This window comes from Butyricicoccus sp. (assembly GCF_977037065.1).
Genome location: NZ_CDRQNY010000002.1, coordinates 18,929 through 36,718, shown reverse-complemented (window position 1 = coordinate 36,718; position 17,790 = coordinate 18,929). Strand labels below are relative to the sequence as shown.

At 54.6% G+C, this 17,790-nt stretch carries 14 protein-coding genes, 1 pseudogene and 1 riboswitch; of the genes and pseudogenes, 6 read left to right on the top strand and 9 right to left on the bottom strand.

From position 1 onward, the window contains the following. Positions 1 to 133 precede the first annotated feature (133 nt). Positions 134 to 1,308: pseudogene (locus tag ACWVX6_RS01025) on the top strand (IS256 family transposase). Positions 1,309 to 1,519: 211 nt separating this feature from the next. Here the strand turns inward: ACWVX6_RS01025 and ACWVX6_RS01020 are convergent. The 8 genes from ACWVX6_RS01020 to ACWVX6_RS00985 all read right to left on the bottom strand — a co-directional run bounded on the left by ACWVX6_RS01020 (position 1,520) and on the right by ACWVX6_RS00985 (position 10,525). Beyond that, positions 1,520 to 2,131, bottom strand: coding sequence for an ECF transporter S component (locus ACWVX6_RS01020; protein WP_110436750.1), 612 nt, complete (start codon positions 2,129 to 2,131; stop codon positions 1,520 to 1,522). A gap of 90 nt (positions 2,132 to 2,221) precedes the next feature. Beyond that, positions 2,222 to 2,353, bottom strand: a riboswitch (FMN riboswitch). 109 nt (positions 2,354 to 2,462) lie between these two features. Continuing rightward, positions 2,463 to 3,377, bottom strand: a complete 915-nt coding sequence (gene argF / locus ACWVX6_RS01015; RefSeq protein ID WP_118761623.1) for an ornithine carbamoyltransferase — start codon at positions 3,375 to 3,377, stop codon at positions 2,463 to 2,465. 134 nt (positions 3,378 to 3,511) lie between these two features. Continuing rightward, on the bottom strand, positions 3,512 to 4,693 hold the full coding sequence (locus ACWVX6_RS01010; protein WP_118729826.1) for an aspartate aminotransferase family protein: 1,182 nt from the start codon (positions 4,691 to 4,693) through the stop codon (positions 3,512 to 3,514). A gap of 65 nt (positions 4,694 to 4,758) precedes the next feature. Further along, on the bottom strand, positions 4,759 to 5,631 hold the full coding sequence (gene argB, locus ACWVX6_RS01005; RefSeq protein ID WP_118761622.1) for an acetylglutamate kinase: 873 nt from the start codon (positions 5,629 to 5,631) through the stop codon (positions 4,759 to 4,761). Between the two features lie 35 nt (positions 5,632 to 5,666). Next, positions 5,667 to 6,875: a bifunctional glutamate N-acetyltransferase/amino-acid acetyltransferase ArgJ gene (argJ, locus tag ACWVX6_RS01000; RefSeq protein ID WP_118761621.1), complete on the bottom strand. Its 1,209-nt coding sequence runs from the start codon at positions 6,873 to 6,875 to the stop codon at positions 5,667 to 5,669. Between the two features lie 21 nt (positions 6,876 to 6,896). After that, complete coding sequence (gene argC / locus ACWVX6_RS00995; protein ID WP_118761620.1) at positions 6,897 to 7,817, bottom strand: N-acetyl-gamma-glutamyl-phosphate reductase; 921 nt, start codon at positions 7,815 to 7,817, stop codon at positions 6,897 to 6,899. Further along, positions 7,807 to 9,201 (bottom strand): argininosuccinate lyase, encoded by a 1,395-nt coding sequence (gene argH / locus ACWVX6_RS00990; protein WP_118359490.1) that lies wholly within the window; start codon positions 9,199 to 9,201, stop codon positions 7,807 to 7,809. The genes argC and argH overlap by 11 nt, the downstream gene beginning before the upstream one ends. Positions 9,202 to 9,271: 70 nt before the next feature. Then, positions 9,272 to 10,525: an argininosuccinate synthase gene (locus tag ACWVX6_RS00985; protein ID WP_117487980.1), complete on the bottom strand. Its 1,254-nt coding sequence runs from the start codon at positions 10,523 to 10,525 to the stop codon at positions 9,272 to 9,274. 252 nt (positions 10,526 to 10,777) lie between these two features. On the opposite strand from ACWVX6_RS00985, the gene ACWVX6_RS00980 reads away from it, so the two are divergent. After that, on the top strand, positions 10,778 to 12,220 hold the full coding sequence (locus ACWVX6_RS00980) for a nicotinate phosphoribosyltransferase (protein ID WP_118480144.1): 1,443 nt from the start codon (positions 10,778 to 10,780) through the stop codon (positions 12,218 to 12,220). Between the two features lie 262 nt (positions 12,221 to 12,482). Beyond that, entirely contained in the window at positions 12,483 to 13,691 is a 1,209-nt protein-coding gene (locus tag ACWVX6_RS00975) for an MFS transporter (RefSeq protein WP_455152102.1), read from the top strand. A 46-nt stretch (positions 13,692 to 13,737) separates the two neighbouring features. Here ACWVX6_RS00975 and ACWVX6_RS00970 read toward each other — a convergent pair whose 3' ends face one another. After that, entirely contained in the window at positions 13,738 to 14,724 is a 987-nt protein-coding gene (locus tag ACWVX6_RS00970) for an alpha/beta fold hydrolase (protein ID WP_118761617.1), read from the bottom strand. Positions 14,725 to 14,980: 256 nt separating this feature from the next. On the opposite strand from ACWVX6_RS00970, the gene ACWVX6_RS00965 reads away from it, so the two are divergent. The 3 genes from ACWVX6_RS00965 to ftsH all read left to right on the top strand — a co-directional run bounded on the left by ACWVX6_RS00965 (position 14,981) and on the right by ftsH (position 17,776). Further along, positions 14,981 to 15,322 carry a phenylpyruvate tautomerase MIF-related protein gene (locus tag ACWVX6_RS00965; protein ID WP_158580311.1) on the top strand — a complete coding sequence of 114 codons (342 nt, stop codon included), beginning with the start codon at positions 14,981 to 14,983 and terminating at the stop codon, positions 15,320 to 15,322. A 163-nt stretch (positions 15,323 to 15,485) separates the two neighbouring features. After that, entirely contained in the window at positions 15,486 to 15,941 is a 456-nt protein-coding gene (locus ACWVX6_RS00960; protein WP_118729819.1) for a MarR family winged helix-turn-helix transcriptional regulator, read from the top strand. Continuing rightward, positions 15,938 to 17,776, top strand: a complete 1,839-nt coding sequence (gene ftsH, locus ACWVX6_RS00955) for an ATP-dependent zinc metalloprotease FtsH (RefSeq protein ID WP_118761615.1) — start codon at positions 15,938 to 15,940, stop codon at positions 17,774 to 17,776. The genes ACWVX6_RS00960 and ftsH overlap by 4 nt, the downstream gene beginning before the upstream one ends. Positions 17,777 to 17,790 lie beyond the last annotated feature (14 nt).

The window sequence follows — 17,790 nt, the reverse complement described above, 5'->3', positions numbered from 1 at the left end:
ATGCTATTCTTCCTGATTCATATGATAAGGTACAATAAGTTGCGCAAATTGAAACCGCATAAAAGAAGACATAGCTTGCAGGCTCTGGTAGAATGAAGTTACCACACACCATTCTGAAAGGAGACAGCAAACTATGTCCGAGAGAATTGTACAGCTGAATGAGGAAATTATCAAGGGGAAAATCAAGGAATTGGTCCGCAGCAGCGTGGAGGAAACCCTGAACGAACTGCTGGAAAAGGAGACGGAGTCCCTGACACAGGCTACCCACTACGAGCGCAGCGAGGCCCGTCAGGGCTACTGCAGCGGCCACTATGACCGGAATCTCACCACCGCCTCTGGTGACGTCACGCTCCATATGCCGCGACTCAAGGGCGTATCCTTCGAGACTGCCATCATCGAACGGTATCGCCGCCGGGAGAGCAGCGTGGAGGAGGCCCTCATCGAGATGTACCTGGCAGGCGTGTTTCCGTGCACCGGGTAGAGGACATCACCGAGGCGCTGTGGGGCAGCAAGGTTTCGCCCGCCATCATTAGCGAGCTGAACAAGAAAGCCTACGTTCACATCGATGACTGGCGGAACCGCCCCTTGCAGGACGGTAGGTATCCGTATGTCTACATGGATGGCATCTATCTGCGCCGCAACTGGGGCAGAGAGTATGAAAATGTAGCCATTCTAGTGGCAATCGCCGTGAATGATGACGGTTTCCATGAGGTTCTAGGCGCCGCCGAGGGAATGAAAGAGGACAAGACCAGATAGGTCAGCTTCTTTCAGTGGCTCCGCGGACGCGGCTTGGACGGCGTAAAACTCATCGTCGGTGACAAGTGCATGGGGCTGCTGTAGACCGTGGGCGAGGTGTTCCCGGACGCCAAATACCAGCGCCGCACAGTGCATTTCTATCGCAATGTTTTCTCTGTTGTGCCTAAATCCAAGGTCAAAATTGTGGCAAAAATGCTCAAGGCGATCCACGCCCAGGAGAGCAAAAAGACATCCCGCGAGAAGGCTAAAGCGGTCGTTGCCGAACTGCGCGCCATGAAGCTGAAGGAGGACGGCATTGAGGAAACGCTGACCTACTGCGATTTTCCCAGCGAGCATTGGACATGCATCCGCACCAACAATGTGATCGAGCGGCTGAACCGTGAGATCCGCCGCAGAACCCGCGTGGTGGGAACATTCCCTGACGGCAACTCTGCTCTGATGCTGGTCTGCGCTCGGCTTCGCCATGTGGCGGGCACGCAGTGGGGCAGCAAAAAATGTATGAACATGAAGCACTCGGAGACGGCGCTGGACGATGCCTTCATTGCCGGCTGACTTCACTCAGACGGAGAACCTGCAAACAATTTTGCGCACAAATCTTGACGGGACCGAGTCTATTAGATGCACGCATGTGATATAATCTTGGCCACGCATTTTGTCAATTCGTATACAGATCTTTGTCGAAATCATAGATGCTACCGCACTGTTTTCGATTATTGAACAAAAAAGTGCTCTCCGCTTGCTGGAGAGCACCTTCGTTTTTTACTTAGCCGACACGCTGTCTGGAGTGGTGCAATTCGATCTGCTTGGACTTGATGAACACGCTCAGCTTCTTGTAGGCAAGCATGGTAATCGCAGTCAGGATTGCGCCTTTGATGAGATTGAACGGCAGAACGCCGAGCAGCAGATAGCCCTGCATGCCGGTCACATACGGGTTGATCGCGTTGCATGCATCAAAGATAGCCTGCAGCGGCATAACCTGCGAATAAAACGGAATGATAAGAAAATAGTTGGTCAACATGCCGACACACGCCATAGCAACCGAGCCGGCTGCACAGCCGAGGACAGCCATCTTGCGGCTCTTGTGTCCGCGGTACAGCAGCACGGCGATAACAACGAGCGTGGAAAGCATCAGAAAATCTGCGACCTCACCGGAGCCGCCGGTCTGGGTCTGGGTCAGATGAATAATGTCCTTGATGCCGATCATCGTGATTGCCGGAGCGATGCCGAAAATAAACGCACCGATGAGCACGACCGCGCCGGACAGATCCACCTTGAGGAACGGCGGCATGAACGGAATCGGGAATTCAAAGTACATCAGCACGGTTGCGATAGCCGCAAAAATTGCGGTGTAGGTGATTTTGCTGGTTTTTGTCATTGCTGTTTTTTCTCCCTTTCAGGAGTCCTGTTCCATAAATAAAACAAGCCCCTGGATTGCTCCAGAGGCATACAGACGTAGCGATAGGTACATCTGTTTCTCTCATCCGGACTATAACCGTCGGTTGGGATTCTAACCCATCATGCCTTGCGGCTCGCAGACTATCAGGCTCGAAGCCTGTATACTGCCGGTGGAGACTTTCACTCCGCCCTGAAACAGAACTGATTTATTTATATTGCTATTATAGTCACCAGTAAAGGACTTGTCAACACTTCAGCAAGAAAAAACATAAAAGCCGCCTTCCCTTGCGAAAGCGGCTTTTTATCAGAAATCAGTCTTCCTTGCTGCTCATCAGAGTAACCATAACGGCCTTCTGTGCGTGCAGGCGGTTTTCTGCTTCCTCGAAAATCTCGTTTGCGTGCTCCTCGAACACCTTGGTGGTGATCTCCTGCTCACGATATGCCGGCAGGCAGTGCTGCACCATGCAGCCCGGCTTTGCAGCAGCCAGCAGCTCATCATTGACCTGATAGCCCTGGAATGCCTTCATGCGGACTTCCTTCTCGGCTTCCTGACCCATGGACGCCCATGTATCAGTGATAACAACGTCTGCGTTCTCAGCAGCCTTCATCGGGTCATCGGTGATGAAGAAGTTCGGATTCGGCTCTGCGAATGCCATAACCTCAGCGTCCGGACGGTAGTTCACCGGCGTTGCGATGGAAACCTTCATGCCGGTCTTGAGACCGCCGACGATCAGCGAGTTTGCCATGTTGTTGCCGTCGCCAATGTAGCACATCTTGAGACCCTCAAGAACGGCAAACTTCTCACGGATGGTCATGAGGTCCGCCAGAACCTGACACGGATGGCAGAAATCAGTCAGACCGTTGATGATCGGAATAGAGCCGTAGTTTGCCAGATCCTCTACTTCCTTCTGCTCGTAGGTGCGGATCATGATGCCGTCCAGATAGCGGCTCAGCACGCGGGCCGTATCCTGTACCGGCTCGCCGCGGCCAATCTGCAGATCACGGTTGGACAGGAACAGCGCCTGACCGCCCAGCTGATACATGCCGGTCTCGAAGGAAACGCGGGTACGGGTGGAGGACTTCTGGAAGATCATGCCAAGGCTCTTGCCTTCCAGGTGACGATGGGAAATGTTGTGCTTTCTCTCATACTTGAGCTGATCCGCCAGATCGAGCAGACCGATGATCTCCTCGGTGGAGCAGTCAAGCAGCTTCAGTAAATGCTTCATTGTAATAACCCCTTTCTGCAAATTAGCAATGAGTAATTAGTAGTTAGTAATTATTTAGGTGCTGCTGCACCAGTGCGATAATCACGTTAATTACTAATTTCTCATTTCTAATTACTAATTGTCAAAACCTTTGATTAAAATACCTTTGCCATGATAGCGAGTGCTTCATCCATTTCTTCCTTCGAAATGGTGAGCGGCGGGAGCAGACGAACGGCATTTTTGCCGGCGGTGATCGCCAGAACGCCGTTTTCGATCAGCTTATTAGCAAACACGGAGTGCTTTCCTTCCTCAACGATGATGCCGAGCATGAGACCCATGCCGCGCACGCCCTTGATATTCGGCGAGCCAAGGGACAGGATGCCGTTGCGAAGGTACTCGCCTTTTTCGCGTACTTTCATCAGAAACTGGCCGTCACCGACGGTATCGAGCACGACGTTTGCTGCGGAGCAGACAATCGGCGTACCGCCGAAGGTGGTCGCGTGCGTGCCCGGCGTCAGGACGTTGCAGCAGGTATCCGCCGCCATGACAGCGCCGATCGGCATGCCGCCGCCAAGACCCTTTGCCATAGTGACAACGTCCGGCTTGATGTCGTACTGCTGGAAGGCAAACAGGCTGCCGGTACGACCGATACCGGTCTGCACCTCGTCGATGATGAGCAGCATATCCTTCTCGCGGCAGAGCTTCTCTACCTCCTTGACGAACTCGCGGTCAAGCGGCAGGACACCGCCCTCACCCTGGATCAGCTCCATCATGATGGCGCAGGTCATATCGTCCGCCTTTGCGCGTACCGACTTGATGTCGTTGGCAACCGCGTAATCAAAGCCCTCGGTAAACGGGAAGAAATAGTTGTGGAAACGCTCCTGACCGGTGGCCTTCAGCGTGGTTACGGTACGTCCGTGGAAGGAATTGATGAGCGTCAGCACCTTGAAGCGGCCCTCACCATACTTGTCGAACGAGTACTTGCGCGCCAGTTTGATGGCACCCTCGTTTGCCTCGGCGCCCGAGTTGGCAAAGAATACCTTGCCGCCCAGATGCGTCTTTTCTACCAGTTTCTTGGCAACCTGAACCATCGGCTCGGTGGTGAACAGGTTGGAAACATGCATCAGCTTGTGCGCCTGCTTATCGATCGCGTCAATGATTGCCGGATTGGCATAACCCAGACAGTTTACACCGATGCCGGAAGCAAGATCGATGTACTTCTTGCCCTCAACGTCCCACAGGGTCGCACCCTCGCCGTGGTCCAGCGCAATCGGGAAACGGCCATAGGTGTTCATTACATATTTATTTTCTTCGCTTTTTAATTCATTGTAAGTCATAGGGTATCACCTTTTATTGGAGATACGGAGCGAATCATTCTCCATTCTCCATTTTCAATTCTCAATTACTGAAACATAGTGCCTGCGCCGACCTTGGAAAGCAGCTCGATCAGAATCGAATGCTTGACACGGCCGTCCAGAATGGTGGCACGCTCAACGCCCTTGCGGACTGCCTCAACACAGCAGTCTACCTTGGGGATCATGCCGCCCTTGATGATGCCGTCGCGCACCAGCTTCGGCACCTCGGACACCTTGAGACGGTGAATGACACTGTCCGGATCGTTAATGTCCTGCATCAAACCGCGTACGTCGGTCAGCAGAATCAGCTTTTTTGCACCGAGTGCAACTGCCAGCTTGCTGGCTGCGGTATCAGCGTTGATGTTGTAGTTGGTTTCATCGTCGATGCCCTGTGCAACGGTCGAAACGACCGGAATATAGCCCTGCTGCAGCACATCGATAACCGGAGCCGGATCTACGTCCATAATATCGCCGACGTAGCCGTAATCCGTACCCGAGCGGTCGGTCAGGCGCTTCGCCTGAAACAGGCCGCCGTCCATGCCGCCGAGACCGATGCCGCGGCCGCCTGCCTTCTCGATCAGGGTTACAAGGTCCTTGTTGACCTTGCCGCACAGCACCATCTGGACGATATCCATGGTTTCACGATCGGTGTAGCGCAGGCCGTTGACAAACTTGCTCTCCTTGCCGATCTTTCCCAGCATTTCATTGATCTCCGGGCCGCCGCCGTGTACGATAACGACCTTGACGCCGACCAGATTGAGCAGTACCAGATCGTGGATGACCGCGTCCTTCAGCTCCTCGTTGATCATTGCGTTGCCGCCGTATTTTACAACAACGGTCTGACCGTAATATTCCTGAATATACGGAAGTGCTTCGACCAGAATATTGGCGCGCAGCTCCGCATCAAGTTGAGTATCCATACTAATTCGTTCCTTTATCCTGTTATAAGCAGCGATTACGTTCTATAATCTCCGTTAATTTTCACATAATCGTAAGTAAGGTCGCAGCCCCATGCAGTAGCGCTGTCCTCGCCCTCATTTACGTCAACTGCAATGGTAACCTCGTTCTCGGAGAGCACCTTCTTCGCCAGATCTTCATCAAAATCCAGAGCAGCACCCTTGTCGCAGACTGCTACGCTGCCTGCTGCGGACTCGAACGCCACAGAAACGTACTCCGGACGGAACGGTGCCTTGGAATAACCCATTGCGCACAGCACGCGGCCCCAGTTTGCATCTGCGCCGAACATGGCCGCCTTGACGAGGTTGGAGCCGACAACGGCCTTGGCCAGTCGCTCAGCCGCTTCCTCGGAGCGAGAGTTCTTAACGGTGCAGGTAACCAGCTTGGTTGCACCTTCGCCGTCTGCAGCAATCTGGCGTGCCAGACGGGTGTTCACCTCGTTCAGCGCCTTGCAGAACGCCTGATATTCCTCGTCCTGCCACTCGATGAGTGTATTGCCTGCCATGCCGTTTGCAAGCACGATGCACATATCGTTGGTGGAGGTGTCGCCGTCAACCGTTACGCGGTTGTAGGTTTTCTTGACATTCTCCTGCAGCGCGTCAGTCAGCATTTCATGCGTGATGGCGCAGTCGGTCGTGATGAAGGACAGCATAGTGCCCATGTTTGGATGAATCATGCCGCTGCCCTTGCAGATGCCGCCGATGCGGCAGGTCTTGCCGCCGATGGTGAACTCAACAGCCGCCGTCTTGGGCTTGGTGTCGGTGGTCATGATGGCGCGATTTGCCTTCTCGGAGGCGTTGTCCTCCAGAACCAGTTCCGGCAGGTGCTCCTCGATGCACTCGATGTTGAGGCGCTGACCGATCACACCGGTGGATGCAACGGCAACATCGGTTTCGGCTACGCCGAGCAGCTTGGCCGCTGCCTGCGCCATACGGCGAGCGTTCTCCATACCGTCCGGTGCACAGGCGTTCGCGTTGCCCGCATTGGCAACGATCGCGCGTGCTACACCGTCCTCGAGGTGCTCCATGGTAACGTACAGCGGAGCCGCCTTAACGCGATTCATCGTGTAAGTGGCAGCCGCGGTGCATTCGCATTCGCTGAAAATGATCGCAGTATCGTCATTTAAGCGGCTTTCCTTGACGCCGCAGCGCACGCTGCCCGCCTTGAAGCCCTTTGCGGCACAAACGCCGCCTTCGATAATCTTCATAACTGTTTCCTCCTGCTGAAATCAGAGGTTTAAGCCGGTCGTTTCATCCAGACCGAGCATGATATTCATATTCTGTACGGCAGCGCCCGAAGCGCCCTTGCCGAGATTGTCAAACAGAGCGGTGACGATCGTCTGCTCCTCGTGGCCGCAGACAATGAGCTTTAAGCTGTCGTGACCGGCCAGCGTGTTGGCGTAGATCATCGGCTCTTCCCCGCCGAACGGCGCCACGGTGACAAGCTGTTGACCCTCGTAGTGCCTGGTGAGCATCGCATGCACGAGATGTGCATCTACGCCCGGGAGCATAACTGTGGTGGCCATACCCTTGTAAAAGTCACCTACGATTGGCACGAACACCGGCGCCTGCGTCAGACCGCAGATGTAGCCCATCTCCGGCAGGTGCTTATGGTGCAGGTTCAGACCGTAAATGCGCTCGGAATCGTGTCGCGGATCGCGGTTCTCGTCCTGATACTCCGCGATCATTTTCTTGCCGCCGCCGGAGTAACCGGTCAGCGAAGCACAGGTGAGCGCGGTGTCCTCGGCAATGATACCGTTTGCTACCAGCGGGTAAACCGAGGAAATAAATCCGCTTGCATGGCAGCCCGGATTGGCAACGCGCTTGGAGTTCTTGATGGCTTCGCGGTGCGCCTTGGACAGCTCGGCAAAGCCGTAATCCCAGTCCGGGTCGGTGCGATGCGCGGTCGATGCATCAATGACACGGGTGGTATCATTCTCGATGAGCGAAACCGCCTCTTTCGCCGCCGCATCCGGCAGGCACAGGAACGCAATGTCGGCTGCATTGAGGAACTTGCGGCGCTCCTCGATGTCCTTGCGCTTGTCCTCGTCGATGAGCAGCAGCTCGATGTCGTCGCGGCCACCGAGGCGCTCGTAAATCTGGAGGCCGGTTGTGCCCTCTTTGCCGTCGATGTAAATTTTAGGCTTCATCGTCCTCAACCTCCGCGATGAACTTGTCAATTTTATCAATCTGGCGGGTTACTTCCTGCGGAGCCGGGCCGCCGATGACCTTACGCTCGGCAACACAGGTGCGCAGGTCGAGTGCGTCGTATACGTCGTCACCGAACTTGTTGGAAATTGCTGCAAAGTCGCGCATGGTCATGGTCTCGAGGGTCTCATCGGCCTTGATGCACTGGTTGACCAGACGGCCGACCGTCTTGTACGCATCGCGGAACGGAACACCCTTCTTGGTCAGGTAGTCGGCGCAGTCGGTTGCGTTGATAAAGCCGCGGGAGGCTGCCTTGCGCATGTTGTCGCGGCGCAGCGTCATGGTGGAGAACATCGGCGTGAATACCTCAAGGCACTGCTTTACGGTGTCGATTGCGCCGAATACAGCCTCCTTGTCCTCCTGCATATCCTTGTTATACGCCAGCGGCAGACCCTTGAGTACGGTCAGCATGGTGGTCAGCGCACCGTAAACACGGCCGGTCTTGCCGCGGATCAGCTCGCACACGTCCGGGTTCTTCTTCTGCGGCATGATGGACGAGCCGGTGGAGTATGCGTCGTCCAGCTCAACAAACTTAAACTCCCACGAGCACCACGAAATAATCTCCTCGGACAGACGAGACAGGTGCATCATCAGGATGGACAGCGCGGAGAGCAGCTCCACGCAGTAGTCACGGTCGGATACGCCGTCGAGCGAGTTGTCGGTCAGGCGGGCAAAGCCAAGCTGCTGACGAACGAAGTCACGGTCGATCGGATAAGTGGTCGAAGCCAGTGCGCCCGAGCCAAGCGGCATTTCGTCCATGCGCTCGTAGCAGTCCTGCAGGCGGGATACGTCGCGCTTGAGCATGTTGGCATACGCCATCATATAATGTGCAAAGGTCGTCGGCTGTGCGCGCTGCAGATGGGTGTAGCCCGGCATAACCGCATCGAGATTCTCACGGCTCTTTGCAGTCAGTGCCTTCATGAAGCCGAGGATCAGCTTGATGATCTCCTTGATCTCCTTCTTGACGTACAGACGCATATCGAGTGCAACCTGATCGTTTCTCGAACGGCCGGTGTGCAGACGCTTGCCGGTATCACCGATGCGCTCGGTCAGCAGCTGCTCGACGTTCATGTGGATGTCCTCGTAATCGAGCGAGAACTCCACCTTGCCGTCCTCGATATCCTTCAGAATGCCCTTAAGACCCTCAACGATCTTTTCGGCCTCATGCTCCTCGATGATGCCCTGCTTACCCAGCATGGTAGCGTGCGCGATAGAGCCGGTGATATCTTCCTTATATAAGCGGCAGTCAAACAGGATGGAAGAGTTAAAGTCGTTTACCACCAGATCGGTTTCCTTCTGGAAACGTCCTGCCCATAATTTTGCCATATTTATGTTACCTCACAAAACACTCATAGGGCGGCACACGACGGGCGTGCCGCCCTATGATTTCTTTTACTTACTTTTCAACAGACGGGAAATGCTCACCGGTCTTCTTGTACAGGATCTGATCGTTCAGTGCACGAACCTTGAGCGGCAGACCGAACAGGTTGATGAAGCCTGCGGAATCTGCCTGATCGTAGCAGTCATCCTCGTTAAAGGTTGCCATATCCTCGGAGTACAGGCTGTACGGAGAGGTTACGGAAGCCGGGATGATGTTGCCCTTGTACAGCTTCAGCTTAACATCGCCGGTAACGGTCTCCTGGGTGGAGTCAACGAATGCGGAGAGTGCCTTGCGCAGCGGCGTATACCACTGGCCGTTGTAAACCAGCTCGCCGAACTTGAGAGCAACCTGATTCTTATAATGTGCGGTCTCCTTGTCGAGGGTGATCTCCTCCAGCTTTGCATGTGCTGCGTACAGGATCGCACCGCCCGGAGTCTCATAAACACCGCGGCTCTTCATGCCGACCAGACGATTCTCAACGATATCGAGGATACCGATGCCGTTCTCGCCGCCGAGCTTGTTCAGCTTCTCGATCAGGGCAACAGACTCGAGCTTCTCGCCGTCAACTGCGGTCGGAACGCCCTTCTCGAAATGAATGGTAACATAGGTCGGCTTGTCCGGAGCCATTTCCGGGGAAACGCCCAGCTCGAGGAAGCCCGGCTTGTTGATCGGTGCTTCGTTGGACGGCAGCTCGAGGTCCAGACCCTCATGGCTGAGGTGCCACAGATTCTTATCCTTGGAGTAGTTGGTCTCTTTGTTGATCTTCAGCGGAATGTTGTGTGCTTCCGCATACTCGATCTCCTTCTCACGGCTATTCAGCTCCCAGAAACGCCACGGAGCGATAATGTCCATCTGCGGTGCAAATGCATGAATAGCCAGCTCGAAACGAACCTGATCGTTGCCCTTGCCGGTGCAGCCGTGGCAGATTGCGTCAGCGCCTTCCTTCAGCGCGATATCAACAATACGCTTTGCGATAATCGGACGAGCGAATGAGGTTCCCAGCAGGTACTGCTCGTAAGTTGCGCCCGCCTTCATGGTCGGGATGATGTAGTCATCGACGAAGTCCTTGGTCAGATCCTCGATGTACAGCTTGGACGCGCCGGTCTTGAGCGCCTTCTCCTCCAGACCGTCCAGCTCGGTGCCCTGACCGACGTTGCCGGAAACCGCGATGACTTCGCAACCATAATGCTCCTTCAGCCACGGGATGAGTACCGAAGTATCCAGACCGCCGGAATATGCCAGAACAACTTTGTTATATTTCTTTTCCATGTTTTTCGACCTCGCATTCTGCGTTTTTTTCGATGGTTTTATTATACTACCGCCATACTCATTTGGCAAGCAAAATTTATAATTATTTTCTCTATTGTATATTTATGCATACTATGAATTTGAATTTGATAAATAATGCTTGCACTTTCTGTAAAAACGTACTATTATATTATAAATGCACTGTGTCAAGACAGATTGCACGGAATGAATAAAAGCGCACAAAAAATGGTGCGCAAAGGGGCGTTTTTCGCAATGACCGAAAGAAATTTAACCATGCTCACTGACTTTTACGAGTTTACGATGGCGAACGGATACTTTGAAAAGGGTATCGGCAACCGCCGCGCATACTTCGATATGTTCTTCCGCCGTGTACCGGACGGCGGCGGATATGCCATCATGGCAGGCGTGGAACAGCTGATTGAATACTTCAATAACCTGCATTTTTCCGAAGAGGATATTGCATATCTTCGCAACCGCAAGTGCTTCTCGGAGTCCTTCCTCAATTATCTGCGCGATTTTGAGTTTGAATGCGACGTATGGGCCGTACCCGAGGGTACGCCGGTATTTCCCGGTGAGCCGCTCGTAACGGTGGCCGGTCCGATGATTCAGGCACAGTTTGTCGAAACCATGATCCTGCTGACCATCAACCACCAGACCCTGATCGCCACCAAGGCAAACCGCATCACGCGTGCAGCAGAGGGCCGTACCGTACTCGAGTTCGGCTCCCGCCGTGCACAGGGCTACGACGGCGCTATCCTCGGTGCCCGCGCTGCCTACATCGGCGGCTGTCAGGGTACGGCCTGCGTTCTGTCCGACCGTGACTACAAGATTCCGGCCGGCGGCACGATGGCGCACTCCTGGGTGCAGATGTTTGACAGCGAGTACGAAGCCTTCAAGGCTTATGCGGATATTTATCCGGATAACTGCGTATTCCTGGTTGACACTTATAATGTACTCAAGTCCGGTGTGCCGAACGCAATCCGTGTCGCCAAGGAACTGGAAGCAGAGAAGGGCATCCGCGCACGCGGCATCCGTCTGGATTCCGGCGATATTGCTTACCTTTCTATCGAGGCACGCAAAATGCTCGATGCCGCAGGCTTCGAGGATATGCAGATCATGGCGTCCAACTCGCTCGATGAGTATCTGGTACGCGACCTGCTCGTGCAGGGTGCCCGCGTAGACTCGTTCGGCATCGGCGAGCGGCTCATCACCTCCAAGTCCGAGCCGGTATTCGGCGGCGTATACAAGCTGGCTGCCGTTGAGGACGAAAACGGCGAGATCATCCCGAAGATCAAGGTTTCCGAGAACGTCGAGAAGATCACCACACCGCACTTCAAGCAGGTGTACCGCCTGTTCGACAACAAGACCGGCAAGGCGCTCGGCGACGTGCTCACCGTGCACGACGAGCAGATCGACGCTTCTCTGCCGTATGTACTGTTCCATCCAGTCTACACCTGGAAGCAGCGTATCGTTACCGATTATACGGTTCGTCCGCTGCGCGTACAGCTGTTCAAGCACGGCAAGTGCATTTACAACAGCCCGGATGTTGAGGACATCCGCAAGTACTGCATCCGTGAGGTCGATACACTGTGGGATCAGATCAAGCGTTTCGAAAATCCGCAGACCTACTTCGTGGATCTTTCCAAAAAGCTGTGGAGCTGCAAGAACGAGCTTCTTGAAGCCTGCCGCATCTAACAAGCAAATTCGCAGACAGCGAACCATAATATAGTGGTTCGCTGTTTCTTTGCGCCCAATCGCAAGATTGTATAAAAGCCGTGAGCATCACTGCACAGGATTTCGCTCATGCAGCCTGTTTCAGCAGTTTTTCGCAGAAGCACGCTATCTTTTCGCAGATGTAAATCGCAAGAATTTAGTAGTACATCGCACCACAGGAGATTATACTAATAATCGCGGTCAAAAAAACCGCATATTCCACACAAATCGAAGGGATACACCAATGAAAGCATTTCTATCCTCGCTGAGCCGCAGCAAGCGCTATGTTGTCGCGGAACTGCTTCTCGTTTATTTCGCACAGGGGCTGAGCTCCATCATGCTCGGCTCTGTGCTGCCGGATTTACGCGCGGCCTACGCGCTGGATTACCAGATCGGCGGTACGCTGCTGTCCGCACAGTCGATCGGCTATCTCGGCATCGGCCTGCTGTCCGGTCTGGCCGCCATCAAATGGGGACTCAAACGCGCGTACCTCATCCTATATTATGTATTCGCGGTCGGCTTTGTCATGCTGCTGACCAACGGCTCGCCGGTCTGGCTGCTGGCGGCCATGTTCCTGACCGGCATTTCCAAGGGCGCTATCACGGATTACAACAACCGCGTGATGAGCGAATACGCGAACGGCAGCGCGACCCCGCTCAACATGATGCACGCGGCGTATGCGTTCGGCGCGTGTGTGGCTCCGCTGGCTGTGCTCGCCTGCCACAAGCTGGGCGGCGACAACGGTTGGCGTCTCGCGCTCGAGATTTCCATTGTGCTGCTGACGGCTTCGTTTATCTTCGGCCTGTTCATGAAGATGGACGATGATAAATCCACGAAAACCGGGCAGAAATCCGCGACCGACTACGGATTCCTGCGCGAAAAGCTGTTCTGGCTGTGCACAGCGCTCTGCTTTTTCTACGAGGCTGTTGAGGCTTCCATGATGGGCTGGCTGACCAGCTTTTACATTGATTCCGGTGTGCTCGCCGCAGACGCTGCGCAGATCATCACTTCCCTGCTGTGGGTTTCGCTGCTGATCGGCCGCTTCTCGTGCAGCGTGATCGCTGCGAAATTCCGTCCGTGGCAGATGATCACGGTCATGTGCTTCGGCATGGCGGCATTTCTCGTGCTGCTCGTCACCGGAACCACGCTTTCCGTGCTCACGATTGCAACGATCGGTCTGGGTCTATGCATGTCCGGCATGTACGGCACAACGGTAGCCAACGCCGGAGACCTGTTCTCGCGCTATCCGGCATCCATGGGCATTTATGTTACGCTCAATGGCTTCGGCGCGGCTATGGCTCCAGCCGCGATCGGCATCGCTGCCAACCGTACGGGAATCCGCTGGGGTTTTGCTATCCTGCTGATCGCAGGCGTGCTGCTCGTTGTCTCGGCAGTGCTCAATGCACGGTATTTCAAGGGCAGACAGCACAGCAAGACGGCTTCCCGCGCCTAAAAAGCACAAAAAACCTCTCTCAAGCGTTTTGAGAGAGGTTTTATTTTTATTCCGCTGCCGTTTCCGGCTCCTGCTCGACAGCCTGCCTTGCAGCTCTTGCGGCAAGGTGTGTCTCCAGCCAACGTGAAATATCTCCGAAGGTTTCAAGTCTGTCAAGCTCGTTGAGCACCTCGTGGCGCGCATCCTTATAAAAGATGACTTCGATATTCTTCACGCCGTTGCCGCGGTACAGATTGACCGTACGGCGCACACCCTCACCGTACCGCCCAACCGGGTCCTTATCACCCGAGATGAACAGCAGCGGCAGCTCCTTCGGCGTTTTCCGGAAGGTCACCGGATTGTTCGCCTTGGTGATGAGCGTAAACAGGTCGCGGAATCCGGTCGCGGTAAACACGAAATTGCATTTTTCATCCGACTGATAGAGCGACACGACCGCCTCATCGCGGCTGAGCCAGTCAAACACGGTTTTCGGCTGCTTGATTTTCCTGTTGAAGCCCTTGAACACCAGATTGGACAGCAGTCCGCTGCGATAGGTGATGCCGCGCGAGCGCGCTACCGAATCCGCAAGATGTACGATGCTGCCGGAGGCAGCGATCGGGCCGACTGTTCCGATAAGAATGCAGCCGGACAGCTTCTCTCCGTAATCGAGCAGGTACAACCGTGCGATCAGCGAACCCATCGAGTGCCCGAGCAGGAAATACGGCAGGTCGGGATAGCGGCGCTGCATCAGGTCGGTCAGGTGCTTGACATCCTCAACAAGATACTTCCAGCCGTCGCGAGCGGCAAAAAATCCGAGATCCGCCGTGCGTGAGACCGATGCTCCATGTCCGATATGATCGTTTCCGCAGACAATAAAGCCCAGTCCGCAGAGATATTTTGCAAATGCGGTATAGCGCGAAAAATACTCGCACATGCCGTGAGACAGCTGCACGATACCGCGCACCTCTACTCCTTCGGGAACAAGAATATAATAGGTGACATTGGAAACACCATTGGCACTTTTGTAAATATTTTGCGTACACTTGATATTCATATACAACACCCGATCATGGACTGTACTTCTTTGCTGTTAATACTATACCACAAATCCACTTATCGTGCACCTGTTTTTTGATAAAGTTCACAGTTCATTTAAAAATGCACTGTCAAAAACTGCTGATTTTTAAATACCTTTCCCGACTGCAAATTATGCAGGATTACGATATCGCAAACAGCGACCGATGTGCTACAATAAAATAAATCACGGGCAGTGCTGTATTGCCCAATTCAAAAGAAAGAAGGATATACCCATGCCGTATATTGCTGTTACCACCTCCAAGGCCCTGTCCGACGAGCAGAAGGACGAGCTGAAGAAGACCATCGGCCAGAAGATTTCCCTGATTCCGGGCAAGACCGAGGCTGCTCTGATGGTTGACATTTCCGACAACCACACCATGTACTTTGCAGGCGAGAAGCGCAAGCTGGCGTACGTTGATGTTCGCTGCTACGGTTCGACCGAGTTTGAGAACAAGAAGGCGCTGACCAAGGCACTGTTTGATGCTGTCGAGCTGCACACCGGTCTGCACGATGACAGCATTTACTTGACGTACTCCGAGTTCTCCAACTGGGGCACCCGCGGTACCATGAAGTAAACCGCAGAAAGACGCTGAGAGTTTCTCGGCGTCTTTTTTGTTTCGGATGAAGAATTGAGAATGTCTGAATTTTCAGAATGTTCACATTTGGACGATTGACGTTCGCTCGCTTTCGGTCTATTATAGTTTACAAGTAAACCGTTTGCCGAAAGGAGGACACCGCATGCCCGGCTCTCCCCATGATTTTGCCGCCGATGCGTTCCACGCGGGTCAGCTGTACCGCAGCTGCTTCCGCGAGCTGACCGAAAACTGCGGCTTTACGCCAAATGAGATGTTCGTGCTGCTGTTTCTGTACCGCAACGCGCCCGAGCAGGACACCGCAACTGTCATTGCACAGGCGTGGAACGTTTCCAAGCCGCTGGTGACGCGCAGTGTGGACGGACTGCAGAGACGCGGTCTGCTCTACTGCGTACGCGACGAGAATGACCGCCGTCTGGTGCACCTGCACCTGTCTGATGAAGGACACGCTGCTGCCAAAACGCTCCATCACCGCTGCGAAACCTTTGCGCTGACACTGCAGCAGGGCATCTCCGAGCAGGAAATGCAGACCCTGTGTGGTGTGATGCGCAAGATGCAGCAAAACCTCAACGATTTACTCGAAAGGACGAAACTCACATGAATAACAACCCAAAAGGGACGAAAAACCCTAAAAAACCGCTGATCTTCTATTATGCGGTCATGCTGCTCGTGCTTATGATGCTCAACTGGTTGCTGTTTCCGAGCCTGCTGCAGCGGCAGGTTATCGAGGTCGGCTACGACGAGTTCATCGCCATGGTGGACGACGGCAAGGTGCAGACCATCGCCTACGACAAGCAGGATCAGGAAATTACCTTTGAGGCCACCAATGACAAGGGCAAGGACGCACTCTACAAGACCGGCATTTTCCCGGATGACGAGCTGGTCGGCCGCTTGCTGAAGGCCAATGTCAAGTTCGCTGCCGAGATTCCGACCCAGACCTCTCCCCTGCTGAGCATGCTCATCAGCTACGTTGTGCCAATTGTGCTCATTATCGCGGTCGGTCAGTGGCTGCAGAAAAAGATGATGAAGAACATGGGCGGCAACATGATGAGCTTCGGCAAATCCAACGCCAAGATTTACGCCGAGACCGAGACCGGCAAGACCTTTGCTGATGTCGCCGGTCAGGATGAAGCCAAGGAGGCCCTCACTGAGATCGTGGACTTCCTGCACAACCCGAACAAGTACGCTTCCATCGGTGCAAAGCTGCCGAAGGGCGCACTGCTGGTCGGCCCTCCGGGCACCGGCAAGACCTTGTTGGCGAAAGCCGTTGCCGGTGAAGCGCATGTGCCGTTCTTCTCGATTTCCGGCTCGGAGTTCGTCGAAATGTTCGTCGGCATGGGCGCGGCCAAGGTGCGCGATCTGTTCAAACAGGCCAGCGAAAAAGCACCATGCATCGTGTTCATCGACGAGATTGATACCATCGGTAAAAAGCGCGACGGCGCAGGCATGGGCGGCAACGACGAGCGCGAGCAGACGCTCAACCAGCTGCTGACCGAGATGGACGGCTTTGACGGCACCAAAGGCGTCGTTATTCTGGCGGCGACCAACCGTCCGGAGTCGCTTGACCCGGCTCTGCTGCGTCCGGGCCGTTTTGACCGCCGGATTCCGGTGCAGCTGCCCGATCTGCAGGGTCGTATCGCAATTTTGAAGGTGCACGCTAAGGATGTTCACATGTCCGGCAATATCGACTTCAACTCGATTGCCCGAGCAACCTCCGGCGCTTCCGGTGCTGACCTTGCCAACATTATCAACGAGGCGGCTCTGCGTGCCGTTCGTCTGGGACGAAACAGCGTCATTCAGGCCGATCTGGATGAGAGCGTCGAGACCGTCATTGCCGGTGCGCAGCGCAAGAACGCCGTACTCAGCGCCAAGGAGAAGGAGATCGTTGCGTATCACGAAATCGGTCACGCACTGGTGGCGGCCAAGCAGACCGACTCCGCGCCTGTCACCAAGATTACCATTGTGCCGCGCACCTCGGGTGCACTCGGCTACACCATGCAGGTGGATGAGGGCGAGCACAATCTGATGAGCAAGGACGAGCTGCTGAACAAGGTGGCAACGCTCACCGGCGGCCGTGCAGCCGAGGAGCTGATTTTCGGCTCGATTACCACCGGTGCATCCAACGACATCGAGCAGGCCACCAAGCTGACGCGCTCGATGATCACGCGCTACGGCATGAGCCGCAAGTTCGATATGGTTGCTCTCGAGACCGTAACGAATCAGTATTTGTCGGGTGATACCGCGCTCGCTTGCTCGGCGGAGACCGCTGCGAAAATTGATGAGGAAGTGATTGCCACCGTCAAGACCGCGCACGAGAAGGCCATCGGCATCCTGCAGAATAATATGGATGCCCTGCACCGTCTGGCGCACTTCCTTCTGGAAAAAGAAACCATCACCGGCGAAGAATTTATGGATCTGCTGCATAAATCCGAGTAAATCTGTGCAAAAGG